This is a genomic window from Delftia acidovorans SPH-1 (assembly GCF_000018665.1).
In the GTDB taxonomy this organism is placed as follows: domain Bacteria; phylum Pseudomonadota; class Gammaproteobacteria; order Burkholderiales; family Burkholderiaceae_C; genus Comamonas; species Comamonas acidovorans.
Genome location: NC_010002.1, coordinates 555,506 through 571,099, shown reverse-complemented (window position 1 = coordinate 571,099; position 15,594 = coordinate 555,506). Strand labels below are relative to the sequence as shown.

Below are 15,594 nucleotides of genomic sequence, written 5' to 3'. Positions count from 1 at the left end.
TATCGATAGGCTAAATCATGTTTTTTTCTATTTCAATAGTTTTTTTACATGAACCCGGAGGCTCGTGCCAGCGCTACGAGGGAGGCGCTTGAGCGATCTAGGGAATACCCTGAATCAGCCACACCACATACAGGTAACAGGTGGTATCCCCAATACGACTGGAGCTGGCTGCGCAAGCCACATAGAATCGTCCCTGCAGGAGAGCAGGCGGGCACCACGGTGCCGAGCCTCACCGAAGGCGCAAACTCCCATACACGCTCAGGTTCCGTACTGCAAACACAACATGCCGTCTGGAGAGCCGCCGCACGCAATATGCGGCGCACCGAAGGAGCAAGCCCCGTTCCCATGGACGGCGGTGAATCTCTCAGGTACCAAGGACAGGGGGAGCGGCAGCTGCGTCACGACGGACGCCGGCTGCTTGCTATTGAATCCATAGCTACCAGCTTCCGCGTGACCGGCACATGCCTTTGAAAGGGCATTGTCATGCGCGTCATCGTTCTCGGAGCCGGCCTGATCGGCACCGCCTCGGCCTACTATCTGCAATCCCTGGGCCACGAGGTCACGGTCATCGACCGCCAGGCCGCGCCCGGCGCCGAAACCAGCTTTGCCAACGGAGGGCAGATCTCGGTCAGCCACGCCGAGCCCTGGGCCAACCCCGGCGCACCGCTGAAGTTGCTGGGCTGGCTGGGCCGGCAGGATGCCCCCCTGCTGTTCCGCCTGCGCGCCGACATGCGCCAGTGGCTCTGGGGCCTGTCCTTCCTGCGCAACTGCACGCCCGCGCGCACGCGCCACAACATCCAGCAGATCGTTCGCCTGGGCACCTACAGCCGCGAGGCCCTGCAGCAGCTGCGGTCGGACACCGGCATCCAGTACGAGCAGCGCATGCAGGGCATCCTGCACTTCTACACGAACGCCCGCGAGTTCGAGGGCGCGCTCAAGCCCACCGAGCAGATGCAGGCCCTGGGCTGCGACCGCCGCCTGATCGACGCCGACGAAGCCGTGCGCCTGGAGCCGGCCCTGGCCCATGTGCGCGGGCAGATAGCGGGCGCCACCTATACGGCCGAGGATGAATCGGGCGACGCCAACCTCTTCACGCGCGAGCTGGCACGCATTGCCACCACCACGGGCGTGCAGTTCCGCCACGGCCACCACGTCATGGCGCTGCGCACCACGGGCGCAGGCGCCAGCCGCCATATCGACCATGTGGAGGTGACCAATGCCGATGGCCGCTACGAACGCATCCAGGGCGACGCCTATGTGCTGGCCATGGGCTCGTTCAGCCCGCTGCTGGCCCAGCCGCTGGGGCTGCACCTGCCCATCTACCCGGCCAAGGGCTACTCCGTGACCCTGCCGGTGCTGGACCCCGCCAAGGCCTACCAGGTCAGCCTCACGGACGATGAGTTCAAGCTGGTGTTCTCGCGCTACACCGGCGCGCAGGGCGACCGCCTGCGCATTGCCGGCACGGCCGAGTTCAACGGCTACGACCGCAACCTGGACCCCGTGCGCTGCGAGGCCATCGTGCGGCGCGTGCAGCAGCTGTTCCCCGGCGCCGGCGATACCGGGCGCGCCCAGTTCTGGAGCGGCCTGCGCCCCGCCACGCCCAGCAATGTGCCGCTGATCGGACGCTCGCCCATCGCCAACCTGTTCCTGAACACCGGCCACGGCACGCTGGGCTGGACCCATGCCTGCGGCTCGGGCATGGCGCTGGCCGATCTGGTCAGCGGCAGGCAGCCGGCCGTGGATTTCGATTTTCTGGGGGCCGCAGCCATGGACCCGGATCGCAGCGCAGGCACGGTGCGCCCGCGCGCGGTCTGAGGTGCAGACGGCGTGTACGACGCCTAAGCAGTGAACACCGTCAACACTCCTGCGAAGCGGTGCAGGCGGGCGTCCATGATCTCGGCTTCGGCGACGAAGCCGATCAATGGCACATCGCCCAGTGCGTGGCGCAGGGTGCGCAGCTCGGCATCGGGGCCGCCGAACAGGCCGCCGCCGCGGCCCCGGCAACTGATGTAGATGGCGCCACGGATGCGGGGCTGTGCCTCGCCTTCGGGCGCCGCCTCCTCGGGCTCCGCCGCATCGCGCAGCGCAGCGCCCAGTTGCAGCAGTTCCTGGCGCGCGACCTGGGCCTGGCGGCGGCAGAAGATCACCGAATGCCCGGCCTCCACGGCCGATGACAGGGCCACGCCCTGGCGCAGCGGGTCCAGCCCGACCAGGGTCAGCACCTGGGCCTCTTCGGTGAGCACGCCGTGGGCCATGCCCCGGCCCGGCGGCGCAATGGCCGCCAGCGTGCTGCGTACCGTGGTCAGCGCGGGCTGCCAGTCGCTGCCTTCCAGCTCCACGCCCAGCAGTTGCAGCAGGCGCTGCAAGGCCGGATCGCCATTGAGCCCGGTGACCAGGGCGCCGCGCGCCTCGGTGATCTCCAGGCCCTCGCCCAGCGGCACGCAGCCCTGGGCCATGCCCGTGATGCAGGGCACGCCCGCACCGAAGGCCACGCCCGAGAAGCCTCCGCTAAAAATGCCGCGCGCATCCGCATGCTGCGCATGCAGGTCCTCGGTGCGGCAGGCGATCTGCACGCCCTCCACGCCATCGTCCCCGTCATCGCCCACGCCGCCGAACAGCAGGCCGGACTCGGTGCGCTCGGACAGCTCGTACAGCAACTCGGCCAGCTCAGGCTGGCCGCCTCCGGCATGGACCAGGGCCGAATGGGCCGTGAACCCGGCCTCGCCGCCCGGCGCATGCAAGGGCGCCAGGCCCGAATACAGGCGGTAGTGCGCTGCCGGCACATCGAGCAGCATCACCGCGAGCGCGGAGCCGGACAGGTATTCATGGGGCATGGCCAGCACGCCACCGGCCGAGCAGCCAGCCCAGTCCGCCACATGGGGCAAGGCCCTGGCCAGATGCTGCAGCAGCGGTCTTGCATGGGCGGCATGCGCGTGGGACAGGTACACCAGGCCCAGTCGGGGCCGCTGCGCGTGGCCCGGATCGGCCATCTGCGAGCGCAGTTGCAGCAGCACCGCATCGGCCGCGGCGCGCCAGTCGGAATGGCTGGCATGGCCTACAGGAAACAACGACATTCCAACCTTCTTTCTAGCCCTGCCAGCGCCCGGCTTGCGGAGGGCTCTAGACCATCCATGGGTGCCGCCGTCCCGCTCAGCGCGGCGGCCGGCTCTTGGCCGGCGCCTTGCCTGCGGCCGGTGCCTTGGCTGTTGTCTTTGCGGTGGTCTTTGCCGCCGTCTTCCTGGCCGCTGCCTTGGCTGGAGCTTTCGGTGGAGCCTTGGCTGGCGCTTTCGCAGGCGCCTTGGCGGCTTCGGCCGGGGCCTTGGCCGCCGGTGCAGCCGCCTTGCCTGCCTGCGCGGCGAAGGCGCCAGCCTGGGCCGTCATGCGGTCCATGGCGGCCTTGGCGATGTCGCCGGCCATGCCGGTGGCGCGCTGTGCGGCAGCCACGGCCTCGGGGGCCATGGGCTCGGCCATGGCCTTGGCGGCGATCTGCTGGAATTGCTGGGTCAGTGCGCCCCACCATTGCATGGCCTGGCCCATGGCGGCGGCCTGGGCCGGCTCGTCCTTGGGCGCAGAAGCCTCGGGGCCTGAGGCCTTGCTGCCGGCATCCGCGGATGCAGCGGCCGCAGCAGCTGCAGGCGGCTCGGCAGGGGGCTGTGCGGGCGCGGCCTGCGGCTTTTCCTGCTTGCCGGCCTTGCCGGCGGAGGACATGGGCCAGTCCGAGTGGTCGGACTGCCCCGCGCTGGCGGCGCCCTTGCCCGCAGTGGCTGCAGCAGCGGTGGCGGCTGCAGCGGCGGGGAACTGGAAGGCCTGCGCCAGTTCGCCCATGCTGACGTTCATGCCCTGCAGGGTGGACAGCGTCATGCGCTGCACTTCCAGGGCCTGGATGGTGGCGGCCAGCGCCTTGCCATTTTGGTCCAGCCAGAACTGCACGGCCTTGAGTTCGGTGATGCGCTTGTCCACCTCCTCGATGCTCACCGTGGGCGCCACCCATTCGGGCAGGCGCCCCAGGGGCCGGGCCGTGGCCGATCCCGCGCTCTGGGCCAGGCCCTGCAGGAAGTCGAAACCGGGGATGAACTTGCCGAAACCGAAGGAGGACGCGTCACTCATGGCAGCACTCGCTAGGACTGGGTTGGAAGAGCATGCCGGCGAAGGATGCCGGCCATGCTCCCAGCTTAACCCAGGCACACGCCAAGTCCACGGCAAGTCATGCGCATGCGGCTGCGCACAAACCCGGTGCAATGGCGCTGGCTCAGTGCGAATGGCCTGCGTGGCCGCCGCCGTGGCCCGCTGCCGGGGCAGCCGCCGCGCCGGGCGCCATGGCGCGCACGGGGACCTGCAGGCTCAGGCGCGAGGTTTCGCCCTTGGCGTCCTTGAACACCAGGGTGATGGGCACCTGGCTGTCCTTGAGCAGCGGGCTCTTGAGCTGCTGCAGCATGACGTGGTAGCCGCCGGGCTTCAGGTCCACGGCCACGCCCTTGGGCAGGTCCAGGCCGTCGATGGCGCGCATGCGCATCACATCGCCTTCCATCTTCATTTCATGCACCTCGGCCAAGCCGGCGGCGGGCGACTCCACACCCACCAGGCGCAGCGGCTCCTCCGCCGTCAGGCGCATGAAGGCGCCCGTGGCCTGCTGGCCCGGCACGCTGGCACGCGCCCAGGCGGCGTCGGCCTTGACGTGGGCGGCATCGGCATGGGCATGGGCCAGGCCCATGGACAGGGAGGCGGCGATCAGGAAAGGGGTGGTCCATTGACGCAGTGTCATCACGGTTTCTCCAGAAAATTCAATACGTTGCAGCACGGTCTGTGTGCCTTGCAAAAACAAAAGCCAAGCGAAAGAGGCAGGGATTGAAATGGGGAGTCACCGGGGCGGGGCGCGGGCCTGCGGCAAGGCCGGCATGGCCACGCTGTGGACGGAGGCCGGGTGCGCCCGTGGCGGCGCATCTGCCATCAGCGGTGCCGGGGCCGCACTGCACCGGGCGGGCGGCGGCGCCAGCGGGGGCAGGCACAGCGGGCAGTCGATGCCGTGGCTGCCGGCAAGGGCATTGTCCTGACCGGCCGGCGATGGCACCCAGACCGATTCGCCAGCGGCCGAGCACAGGCGCTCCCAGCCCGAGGCACGCGCCAGCGGCGCAAACGCCGATGCCAGCGCCACGCACAGCCACAGCCCCAGCACCCAGCGGGCGCAGGCAGCCAAGGTGGAGGGCAGGCGAAGCGGCATGGCGCCATTCTAGGGGTCTGCCCCAGTCGTCATCTCCGGGACCGCGCCATGCCCTGCCCGCCCCTACCATCACAGGCGCGCACCCTCGCCTTCACCCCAAACAACCCAAGGAGACACCCATGCTCACCCTGTGCGGATTCGCGGCCAGCAACTACTACAACAAGGTCAAGCTGGCCCTGCTGGAAAAGCAGCTGCCCTTCAACGAGGAACTGGACTGGCTGGGCGAGACCGACATGGCACTGTCGCCGCTGGGCAAGGTGCCGTACCTGCGCATCGACGACGGCCGTGGCCTGTGCGAGTCGGCCGCCATGGTCGAGTACGTGGAGACGCTGTCGCCCTCGCCGGCCCTGCTGCCGGCCGACGCCTTCGAGGCCGCCAAGGTGCGCGAGCTGTGCGTGTACCTGGACCTGCACCTGGAGCTGGTGGCGCGCATCCTCTACCCGCAGGCCTTCTTCGGCGGCCAGGTCAGCGACTCCACCCGGGAGCGCACGCTGGCCCAGCTCGACAAGAACGTGGCGGCCTTCGCCAAACTCGCGCGTTTCTCACCCTTTGTGGCGGGCGACAGCTTCACGCTGGCCGACTGCTGCGCCATCGTCCATCTGCCCCTGGTCAGCGCAGCCAGCAAGATCGTTGGCGGGCGCGACGTGCTGGCCGACCTGCCCGTGCGCGAGTACCTGGCGCGCATGGCCGAGCGGCCCACGGTGCAGCAGGTCAATGCCGACCGCAAGACCAATACGGCGCTGATGATGTCCCGCTACGCCAGCGACAAGACCCCGGCCTGAGCCGCCGCCCTGCCCGCCTCAGTCCTGCAGCCAGCGCAACAGCCCGCTGGCGCGCTGCGTGGGGCTGCCAACGGCCGAGGCCAGCAGGCCCGGCACCTCGGAGAACAGCGAGAAGGCCTGGCGGGCGCGCGTGATGCCGGTGTAGACCAGCTCGCGCCCCAGCACGCTGCCGCCGCGCGAGGGCAGCACCAGGGCCGTGTGCTCGAACTCCGAGCCCTGGCTCTTGTGCACCGTCATGGCGAAGGCGGTCTCCACATGGGCCAGGCGGCTGACACCGACCGAGCGCAGCTCGTCACCCTGCAGGAAGTACACGCGCAGCGGCTGCCCGGGCCCACCCTGCGGGCCCCCCTGTGACCCGCCATGCGACCCGCCCTGCGACCCACCCGGCAGCGCAATGCCGATGTCACCGTTGAACACGCCCAGCTGCGCATCGTTGCGCGTGACCATGACGGGCCGGCCCGCATACCATTCGCCGCTGCGGCGGATGGCGCCCTGCGCTTCCAGGGCCTGCTCCACCGCCCGGTTGAGGCCGGACACGCCCCAGTCCCCCTCGCGCACGGCGCACAGCAGCCGGAAGCGCTCGAAGGCCTGCAGCACATCGATCACCCAGGCCCGGTGCGCGGCCTCGTAGTCGCCGTCCGCAGCCGGCCTGTTTTGAAGCGCCCTGGCATACAGCGCATAGCTGGCCAGGCCGCCACGCCCACCCACGGCCAGTTCGGTCACGGCCTGCACGCCGCCGCCCTGGCGCTCCCAGAGTTCGGAGTGCGTACCGCCTTGCGTGCCGGCATCGAGCAAGGCTTGGGCCTGCGCGGCGTGGCCGGCATTCACGGCGCGCGCCAACTGGCCGATGGGGCCACCGAAGCGCCGGCTTTCGCGCAGCATGACGGTGTGCTGTGCAAGAGCCGGAGGACGGTCGCCTGCCGGCGCCGCGAACTGCGGCGGCACCGCCTGGTCGGCCACGCGCAGCGCGTAGTCCAGCGTGTCCGGCAGGTAGCGTCCGGCCTGGGCATCGCGGCACAGGTCGCCCAGCACGGCGCCCGCCTCCACCGATGCCAGCTGGTCCTTGTCGCCCAGCAGCACCAGGCGGGCGCCGGCCGGCAGTGCCTCCAGCAGCGCCGCCATCATCTCCAGGTGGACCATGGAGGCCTCATCGACGATGAGGACATCCACGTCCAGTTGCCGGCCCGCATGGAATCCCCAGTGCCGCGTATCGGGCCGCGCGCCCAGCATGGAGTGCAGGGTGCGCGCCGCGCCCATGCGCTGCACCAGGCCCGCCAGGTCGATCTCGCCGCCCATGCTGCCCTGCAATTGCAGCAAGGCCCCGTCAATCGATTGCTTCAGGCGCGCAGCCGCCTTGCCCGTGGGGGCGGCCAGGGCCACGCGCAGCTGGCCGGCGTCGGGCGCCGTGGCAAACAGCAGGGCCAGCAGCCGCGCGGCGGTATAGGTCTTGCCGGTGCCGGGGCCGCCCGTGATCACCGACAGCCGGCCGCGCAGCGCCAGCGCGCAGGCCAGCTTCTGCCAGTCCACGGGGCCGCCTCCCGCCGCAGGCGGGAACAGGCGGTCCAGCCAGTGGCGGGCCAGGGCTTCGTCCAGCGGCTGGGCGGCCACGGCCTGCACCGCCGTGCGCTGGATGACATGGATGGCCACGGCGCGCTCGTAGTCCCAGTAGCGGCGCAGGTACAGCAGCGGCGCGGGGCCGTCGGCACCGGCCAGCACCAGGGGCTGGCCAAGGTCCTCGCCGCCATCCTGGCCCGCGTCGCCGACCACGCGCACCACGGGGCTGGCACCCAGCGCAGCCACCCAGCCGGACAGGCGCGCGGGCAGTATCTGCCACAGGGCCTGCTGCGCGGGCAGCGCCTCGGCGGGCCAGGCCAGCACGTCGTTGGGGTTGCCGGCCAGCGGTGCCAGGGGCAGGCAGCTGTGGCCGCGCCCCTCCATCTGCGCCAGCAGCGCGGCCGCCACCAGCAAGGCGGGCCCGGCCTGCGCATCCTGCCCGGCGACGAATGAGGCCAGCGCCGCATCCAGGCGCCGCAGCAGGCCGGCATCGGCCCAGCGGCGCAGCAGGGCCAGCAGTTCATTGGTGTCTGGCGGCACGGCGCCCGGCGGTTTGCCGCCCAGCGATGCGTCGCCTGGCGTTTCGCCGCCCGGCGAGTCGTCGCCCGGCCGTTCGTCGAACAGATCCAGCGTGGCCGTATCGACGGTCCGCGAACGGGGGCGCGGGCTCATGGCGGCTCCTGGATATCGGCGCGGCCGGGGCCGAGCAGTTCATCGAGCGCATCGAGCAGGGGCAGCTCGGGCGCCATGGCATGCATGCCACCGGCCGGGCCATCGATGCCGCGCAAAAAGTAGTACAGCGCGCCGCCCAGCTGGCGCTGCGGCTCGTAGGCCGTGCCCAGGCGGCTGCGCAGCAGCCGGTGCAGGGCCAGCAGATAGAGCGCGGCCTGCACGTCGTAGCGGTGGTGGAGCATGGCGCGGGCCAGGGCCTCCTGGCCGTAGGCGGCACCGTCCGGGCCCAGGTGGTTGCTCTTGTAGTCAAGCACCCAGTAGCGGCCCTCGTGGCAGAACACCAGGTCGGCAAAGCCCATGAGCATGCCGTGCAGCGAGCGCTGGGGCAGCGCGGGCCGCTCCTGCCCCGGCAGGATGAAGCGCCGGCACAGCTGGTCGATGCGCTCGGCCGGCAGCTGGCGCGCGGGCAGCCAGAACTCCATCTCGGACAGTTGCGGGCCCAGCGTGGCCAGCGTGACATCGAGCGGCGCCAGCGGCTGGTGGACCACAGCCGTGAGCCAGGCCAGCAGGTCGCGCGCCTGCTCGCCACGGCCCGCGCGCTCGCAGCGGCGCACCAGGCGATCAGCGAGCGCACCCTGGCCGTCCACGGGCAGGGCAAAGTCTTCGCCGCCCAGCCATTCCAGCTGGTCGTGCACGAAGTTGCCGACCACGGGGCCGCGCAAAAAGCGGTGCCAGACCGCAGGCCCGCCGGCCGGTCCATCCTGCAGGGGCTGCAGGCCCGCCAGGCCGGCAATGTCCGCCAGTTCCGGCGATGGCGGCGGCTCCAGCGCCTGCTCATCCTCGGCCGGGCGCTGCACGGCCACGGGCAGCACGGGCAGGCTGGGCGCGGCCATGGCGCGCACCAGGGCAGAGAAGCTGCCGATGCCCCAGCGGGTGTCGAAGCGCGCGTCGTAGGCCGGGGCATCGTGCAGCGGCGTGGCGCCGGCCGGGGGCTGCCAGCGCGTGCGCTGCAGTGGCACGGCATCCAGGTCGCGCCAGGCCATGTGCGGGTCTTCGCCGCACAGCTGCTGCAGGCCGTCGCGCCAGCCCTGGGCCGAGCGCGGCTCGGTGCCGCCCAGCAGGTAGCCGGCTGCGCCCTGCTCGTTCACGCAGGCCTTGCCGTTGCCGCGCTTGAGCGGAGCCAGACCCAGCCACAGCGCATGGCGCGGGCGGGTGAGCGCCACGTAGAACAGGCGCAGGTCCTCGCGCAGCCGCTCGCGGTCGGCCTGGGCAAGCTCCTCGTCGCTGAAGTCCAGCAGCAATCGGCGGGCCGGAGCCGCGTCGTCTTGCGACTCGTCCTGCGCGGACAGGGTCAGGAAGGGCGTCCTGGCCCGTTCCATGGGGCGGAAGCTGCCCGCAAACGGCAGGCAGACCAGCGGGTACTCCAGGCCCTTGCTCTTGTGCACGGTGACGAGCTTGACCAGGTCGGCATCGCTTTCCAGGCGCACCACCTGCTCTTCGCTGCCGCTGCCCGGCGTCTCGATCTGGGTGGCCAGCCAGCGGATCAGGGCCTGCTCGCCCTCCAGCTGCGCGCTGGCGGTCTGCAGCAGCTCGGCCAGGTGCAGGTAGTTGGTCAGGCGCCGCTCGCCGCCCATGGCCGGGTCCTGCAGCCAGCGCACGGGCAGGTCCAGCCGGTACAGGGTCTGGCGCAGCATGGCCAGCACGCCCAGGCGCAGCCAGATGCTGTGCAGTTCGCGCAGCTGCTCGCTGCGCGCGTCAAAGGCTTCCTCGTCGGCGGCCAGCCAGGCCAGCTCGTCCAGCGACAGGCCGATGAGCCGCGTGGCCAGGCCCGCGCGCACGGCCTGGGCATCCAGCGGCGCGGCAACGGCGCGCAGCCAGTACAGCAGGTCATGGGCCTCGTCGCTGGCGAACACCGAATCCTGGTCCGACAGGTAGACCGAGGCCACGGCGCGCGCCTGCAGCTCTCGGCGCACGGCGGCCGCCTCTCGGCCCGTGCGCACCAGCACGGCGATGTCGGCAGGCCGCAGGCGCACAAGGCGGCCATCGGGCTGCACAAAGCCGGCCTGCGGGTCGGTCAGCCACTGCACGATCTGCTCGGCGCAATGGGCCGCAAAGCGCCGCCGCACCTCGTCGGCCGCCAAAGGCAGGGGGATGCCGGTGTCCTCGTCGCGGCCCGCACTCCAGGCCACGGTGAGGGCGTGCATGGCGCCGTCGCGCGTGTGCAGCTGTTCGCTGCGCCCCTGGGCAGCCACGGGCTCGAACGGCAGCGGGTTGTGGCTGCCGCGCCGGAACATGAAGGCGCCCTCGCCCGAGCGCTGCTCGGCCTGCGCGAACCAATGGTTGACGGCGCCCACCAGCGCCTCGGTGGAGCGGTAGTTGGTGCCCAGCACGTAGTGGCGGCCCTCGGTGGCGCGGCGCGCCTGCAGGTAGCTGTGGATGTCGGCGCCGCGAAAGCCGTAGATGGACTGCTTGGGGTCGCCGATCAGCAGCAGGGCGCTGTGCGGGTCGTTGGCCGCCGTGCGGTAGATCTGGTCGAACAGGCGGTACTGCAGCGGCGAGGTATCCTGGAATTCATCGATCAACGCCACCGGGTACTGGGCCAGGATGCGCTCGCGCAGCACAGCGCCGTTGTCGCCGGCCAGGGCCGTGTCCAGGCGCTGCAGCATGTCGGCAAAGCCGAAGCTGCCGGCCTGGCGCTTGAGGTGGGCCAGCCGCTGCGCCACGCGCGCGGCCGCATGCAGGCGCACGGCCACGCTGACGGGCGGCAATTGCTCCAGCTGCAGCAGCAGCGCCTGCAGCTCGGCCAGCTCCAGCGGCATCAGCACATCGCCGGCCGATCCCTTGAAGGCCTCGGCCAGGCCCTCGGGGCTGAGGCGGTGGCGCGCGGCCTCGGTCAGCGCCAGCGGACCGTCCAGCGGCGCGCGCGACCAGTCGGCCAGCGCGGCCAGCCAGCCGGTGTAGCGCGCGGGCTGCAGCTTGCGCTTGTCCCACAGCGCGCCATGGCCGTCGAGCTGTCCATCCAGCCACAGCTGCAGGCGCTGTGCCTTGTCGTCCCAGCCGGCCGCCAGGGCCAGCAGGCGGCTGCGGCGCTGCTCCATGGCGCGCTGCAGGCAGTCGGCCAGGCTGCCCTCGCCCGCGCCGGGCACGGGGGGCTCGCGCAGCAGGGCGCGCATGTCATCGACCAGGGCGCCGACGTGGGGCCAGATCTTCAGGACCTCGTCCAGCAACTCGTCGGACAGCGGGTAGCACTGCTGGCGCCAGTAGTCCTGCGCGGCCTCGGTCTGGCGCTGGCTTTCGTCGGGCTCCAGCGTTTCGTCGAAGAGGTTGCCGCTGTCGAAGGCATGCTCGCGCAGCATGCGCTGGCACCAGGCGTCGATGGTGTGGATGGCCGCGTCGTCCATGCATTCGGCCGCCATGGCCAGGCGCCAGGCCGCGCGTTCACGGGCCGCGCCTTCGGGGTAGGCCTCGCGCAGCGCGTGCAGGAAGGCGTCGTGGGGCGCGGGCTCGGCCTCGCCGCGAAAGCACTGCACGGCCTCGATCAGGCGCTTGCGTATGCGGTCGGACAGCTCGCGCGTGGCCGCGCGCGTGAAGGTCATGACGAGGATGTCTGGCGGCATCAGCGGGCGCTCGAAGGCCGTGCTGCTGATGCCGTCCAGGCTGCCCTCGCCATGCCCCAGCACCAGGCGCAGGTAGAGCGCGGCGATGGTCCAGGTCTTGCCGGTGCCGGCGCTGGCCTCGATCAGGCGGCTGCCCCACAGCGGGAAGCGCTGCGCGTCGAGCACATGGCTGGTCACGTCGCCGATCATTTCGCTCGCGCTCATTGCGCATCCCCCTGGTACGGCAGGACCTGCACCTGCGCGGCCACCCAGTCGAGCAGCGGCGCGTGGGCGGCATGGGCCAGGGCCTCGAAACGGCCATCGGCGCTCAGGCGTTCGAAGTCAGGGTAGCAGCGGGCCCAGGACGGGTCCTCGCCTTCGCCGCCGACCAGATGACCGCCCTCATAGGCCTGCTGGGCCGCAGCGGGAAAGCCTTCGGCCATGGCCAGGCCGCTGCGCAGCGGCAGGGGCAGCGGGCCGTTCTGGCCTTCGCGCCACAGGGCCATCAATTCACGCAGCCGTGTCAGCGCTTCGGAAGGGTCCATGGGCAGCACCTGCACCAGGCCGTCGCGCGCCACCACGCGCAACTCGGCCTGCGAGCCGCTGGCGGCCAGCGCCAGGCTGCGCAGGTAGACCGGCATGAGCTTGTCGGCATGGGGCCTGCCCTTGGCATTGAGCAGGTTGCGCGGGTCCAGCAGCAGCCAGCACTGTGCGTCGTCCGCATCGGGGGACTCTTCGGTTTCGCAGGACTGGCGCAACCCGTCGATCCAGTCGTCGAACACCAGGCCATCGTCCTCGATCAGCAGCCGTCTGCGCGGCGCGGGATGGGCATACCGATCCAGTTGCTGGCGCCAGGCCCGCAGCGAAGGCGTGACCGAGGACTGCAGCGCCCGCGCGCCGCGCTCGCCCAGCCCCGCCAACGGCAGCCGCCCCGAGCGCGTGAGGCGCGCGACGGCGGCGCGCACGCTGTCTTCCATGGCCTGGGGCGCCTGCCCGGGCTCGTCCAGGCCGGCCGCCACCTGCTGCTGCAACTGCTGCACCAGCAGGTATTCGGTCAGGCCGTCGAGCTGGAACAGTTCCTCGTCCACCACGGGGTTGTCCTCCTGCTCGAAGCGCACCTGCAGGCGCTGGCGCAGGTAGGCGCGCGCCGGGTGGCGCAGGAAATCGGTGAGCCGGGCCAGCGTCAGCGGCGCCGAGGCGTCGGGGACAAAGGGCGGGCGTGGCTGCGCGGGCAGCGCAGGCAACACGTCCGTGCCGTCAGACTGCGCATGCGCGGCCCGCCATTCGCGCGCATAGGTGGTCCAGGGCGAGCCTTCTTCGAAATAGCGGCGGCTGAAGGGCTGCAGCGGGTGCTGCTGCGTGCGCTGCGCCAGCAGCGGCTGGCCGCCTTCGCCGCGCCAGCCCGTCTCCAGGTAGTCGCGCAGCTGCGAGACCAGGACCGAGGGCGGCTGCTCGCTGTTGTCGCGCACATGGTGGCCGGTCCAGCTGATGTAGAGCGCGCGGCGTGCGGACAGCAGGGCTTCGAGCATGAGCTGGCGGTCATCGTCGCGGCGCGCGCGGTCGCCGGGGCGCTGCTGGCCGGGCAGCGCCATCAGGTCGAAGTCGCTGCGCGTGGCGCGGCGCGGATAGTCGCCATCGTTCATGCCCAGCAGGCAGACCACCTCGAAGGGAATGGCCCGCATGGGCATCAGCGTGCAAAAGGTCACGCCACCGGCGCGAAAGCGCTGCGACAGCGAGGGCTGCTCCAGCGCCTGCATCCAGGCCTCCTGGGCCACGCCCAGTTCCACGGCGTCCGCGTAGCCGGCCTGCTCGCAGGCGCGCTGCCAGTCCGTGAGGGCGGCGTCCAGCGCGGCCAGCATGGCCTCGTCCTCATCGTCCTGCGCCTTGAAGAAGTCCTGCAGCAGTGCGCGAAAGCGCTGCGCCCAGGCCTCGGGCGTGGCGGGCCGCCCGGCCTCGCGCCACCAGGCCAGCATGCGCTCCAGCAGCGCGGCCAGCACGCCGGCCAGCTCGGCCGACAGGCCGCCCACTTCGTCATAGGGCTCGATGCCGCCAAAGGCCTGGCCGTCCTGCGCCACGCCGCCGGCATAGCCCAGCAGCATGCGCTGCAGGCCGAACCAGGCGCTGTTGTGCTCGCCACAGGCCTGCAGGCCCAGGGCGCCGCGCTGCGGCGCATTGAGTCCCCAGCGGATGCCGGCCCCGGCCATCCAGCGCGTGAGCTGGGGCAGGTCGTCGGCCGCCAGCCCCATGCGCGCGGCAATCGCGGGCACGTCCAGCAGGTCGCACAGCTCGCTGAGCCGGCAGCGCTGCTGGGGCAGGCGCAGCAGCCATTGCAGGGCCACGGCCAGCGGGCTGCTGGCGCGCGCACCCAGGTCGGCGATGTCGAAGGGAATGTGGCGCGGGTCGTGGCGTCCGTACTGGCCGAAGACCGCACGTATCGAGGGCGCAGCCGTCTCTATGGACGGAAGCATGACCACCACGTCACGCGGGGCCAGCGGCGCTTGCCCTGGCTGGGCTGGATCCGGTGGCCGGGCCAGCATCTGCAGCAGCTGGTCGTGCAGCACCTCCAGTTCGCGCACCACGCTGTGGGCGCTGTGAAAGACGATGGAACGATCGGCCCGCGCCACCTCCAGCGGCGGGTGCTCGGCCAGCGGCACCAGGTCGCGGATGCGCTGCTGTACCTGGGCCAGCAGCGGCGCGGTGCGCAGGTCCTCGGCATCGGTTTCGTCGAACAGGTCCACGCGCGGCATCTGCAGCTGCGCGGCGGCACCCGTGGTGTCGAAGGCGTCGAGCTGGCGCACATAGTCGCGGCTTTGCCGGCCCCAGGCGGCCAGCAGCGGATGGGCGTGGGCATGCATGGCCTCCAGCGGCAGCTGCGCCAGATCACGCCCGCCGCGCAGCGGCTGGCGGCGCCGCGCCATGCGCAGCAGCTCGCGCCCGTCGATGGCGTCAGCCCAATGGAAGCGGCAGGGATTGGGCACGGCCAGCAGCACCTGGCTGTGGCGGGCCATGGCGGCCAGGAATTCCAGCAGGCTCAGCGGCAGCTGGCTGATGCCGAACACCACCACGCGGCGTGCCAGCGGCGCGGCCGGCGCCTCGCCGGACTGCAGCGCGGCCAGCACCCGGCCCTGCAGGCGCGCGCGCGTGGCGCCGCGCTGGTCCTCGTCCAGCTCGGCCAGCACGGCGCGCCACAGGCGCGGCTGCCACTGCTGGCCTTCGGGCACCGTGGCGTCCGCCACACCAGGGCGCAAGGGCATGGGCAGCACGTCATGCCCGGCCTCCCAGGCGTCCAGCCAGTCGGCGCGGTAGATCTGGTATTGGTCGAAAAGGTCGGCCAGGCGCTGGGCCAATTGCAGCAGCCGCTCGGGCTCGCCGGGGCGCAGAAAGCCTGCAATGGGGGCGAAGGCGGGGTCATGAAGGCACTGCGGCAGCAGGCGCATGAGCCGCCAGGTCATGGGCGTCTTGTCCAGGGGCGATTCGCGCGGCACGGCCTGGCGGCCCAGCACCTGGCGGTAGCTGCGCCACACAAAGCGCGCGGGCAGTTCCACGCGCGCGGCGGCGCACACGCCCAGCTGCTCGGCCATGCGCATCTTGAACCACTCGGCCATGCCGTTGCTCTGCACCAGCACCACCTCGGGCTCCAGCACATCCAGCGGGTGCGCAGCCAGCCATGCCAGCACCGTGTCGGCCAGCACCTCCGTCTGATTCCCGTGCAGGGCGATCAAGCCCGGCTGCCAATGCGATGCCACCTCTGCGCCCCCGTGCTCCAAGCCAT

9 protein-coding genes and 1 riboswitch are annotated in these 15,594 nt (G+C 71.4%); of the genes, 2 read left to right on the top strand and 7 right to left on the bottom strand.

The features are described 5' to 3' along the window. Positions 1-280: 280 nt before the first annotated feature. A riboswitch (glycine riboswitch) is annotated at positions 281-391 on the top strand. A 92-nt stretch (positions 392-483) separates the two neighbouring features. Further along, positions 484-1,815, top strand: coding sequence for a D-amino acid dehydrogenase (locus DACI_RS02685; protein ID WP_012202460.1), 1,332 nt, complete (start codon positions 484-486; stop codon positions 1,813-1,815). A 23-nt stretch (positions 1,816-1,838) separates the two neighbouring features. Here the strand turns inward: DACI_RS02685 and DACI_RS02680 are convergent, their stop codons facing one another. The 4 genes from DACI_RS02680 to DACI_RS02665 form a co-directional block, all read right to left on the bottom strand. After that, positions 1,839-3,074: an FIST signal transduction protein gene (locus tag DACI_RS02680; protein ID WP_012202459.1), complete on the bottom strand. Its 1,236-nt coding sequence runs from the start codon at positions 3,072-3,074 to the stop codon at positions 1,839-1,841. Positions 3,075-3,150: 76 nt separating this feature from the next. Next, positions 3,151-4,107, bottom strand: coding sequence for a PhaM family polyhydroxyalkanoate granule multifunctional regulatory protein (locus tag DACI_RS02675; protein ID WP_012202458.1), 957 nt, complete (start codon positions 4,105-4,107; stop codon positions 3,151-3,153). Between the two features lie 142 nt (positions 4,108-4,249). Continuing rightward, on the bottom strand, positions 4,250-4,762 hold the full coding sequence (locus tag DACI_RS02670) for a copper chaperone PCu(A)C (protein ID WP_012202457.1): 513 nt from the start codon (positions 4,760-4,762) through the stop codon (positions 4,250-4,252). A 96-nt stretch (positions 4,763-4,858) separates the two neighbouring features. Continuing rightward, positions 4,859-5,218 carry a hypothetical protein gene (locus tag DACI_RS02665; RefSeq protein WP_012202456.1) on the bottom strand — a complete coding sequence of 120 codons (360 nt, stop codon included), beginning with the start codon at positions 5,216-5,218 and terminating at the stop codon, positions 4,859-4,861. A 119-nt stretch (positions 5,219-5,337) separates the two neighbouring features. Here DACI_RS02665 and DACI_RS02660 point away from each other — a divergent pair, with 119 nt between their 5' ends. Beyond that, positions 5,338-6,000, top strand: a complete 663-nt coding sequence (locus DACI_RS02660) for a glutathione S-transferase family protein (RefSeq protein WP_012202455.1) — start codon at positions 5,338-5,340, stop codon at positions 5,998-6,000. An 18-nt stretch (positions 6,001-6,018) separates the two neighbouring features. On the opposite strand, the gene recD is transcribed toward DACI_RS02660, so the two are convergent. From recD to recC, 3 genes are read right to left on the bottom strand one after another with little or no spacing between them, the layout of a single operon-like run. After that, entirely contained in the window at positions 6,019-8,226 is a 2,208-nt protein-coding gene (recD, locus tag DACI_RS02655; RefSeq protein ID WP_012202454.1) for an exodeoxyribonuclease V subunit alpha, read from the bottom strand. Continuing rightward, the gene (recB, locus tag DACI_RS02650; RefSeq protein ID WP_012202453.1) at positions 8,223-12,047 is read right to left on the bottom strand and encodes an exodeoxyribonuclease V subunit beta; all 3,825 of its coding nucleotides are present in this window, start codon (positions 12,045-12,047) and stop codon (positions 8,223-8,225) included. Before recB ends, recD begins: the two co-directional genes overlap by 4 nt. Further along, positions 12,044-15,568, bottom strand: a complete 3,525-nt coding sequence (recC, locus tag DACI_RS02645) for an exodeoxyribonuclease V subunit gamma (protein WP_012202452.1) — start codon at positions 15,566-15,568, stop codon at positions 12,044-12,046. Before recC ends, recB begins: the two co-directional genes overlap by 4 nt. Between the last annotated feature and the right edge of the window lie 26 nt (positions 15,569-15,594).

Bases quoted from the DNA above. Each gene is read 5' to 3' on its own strand.
- DACI_RS02685 (WP_012202460.1), top strand. From the start codon at position 484: ATGCGCGTCATCGTTCTCGGAGCCGGCCTGATCGGCACCGCCTCGGCC.
- DACI_RS02680 (WP_012202459.1), bottom strand. From the start codon at position 3,074: ATGTCGTTGTTTCCTGTAGGCCATGCCAGCCATTCCGACTGGCGCGCC.
- DACI_RS02675 (WP_012202458.1), bottom strand. From the start codon at position 4,107: ATGAGTGACGCGTCCTCCTTCGGTTTCGGCAAGTTCATCCCCGGTTTC.
- DACI_RS02670 (WP_012202457.1), bottom strand. From the start codon at position 4,762: ATGACACTGCGTCAATGGACCACCCCTTTCCTGATCGCCGCCTCCCTG.
- DACI_RS02665 (WP_012202456.1), bottom strand. From the start codon at position 5,218: ATGCCGCTTCGCCTGCCCTCCACCTTGGCTGCCTGCGCCCGCTGGGTG.
- DACI_RS02660 (WP_012202455.1), top strand. From the start codon at position 5,338: ATGCTCACCCTGTGCGGATTCGCGGCCAGCAACTACTACAACAAGGTC.
- recD (WP_012202454.1), bottom strand. From the start codon at position 8,226: ATGAGCCCGCGCCCCCGTTCGCGGACCGTCGATACGGCCACGCTGGAT.
- recB (WP_012202453.1), bottom strand. From the start codon at position 12,047: ATGAGCGCGAGCGAAATGATCGGCGACGTGACCAGCCATGTGCTCGAC.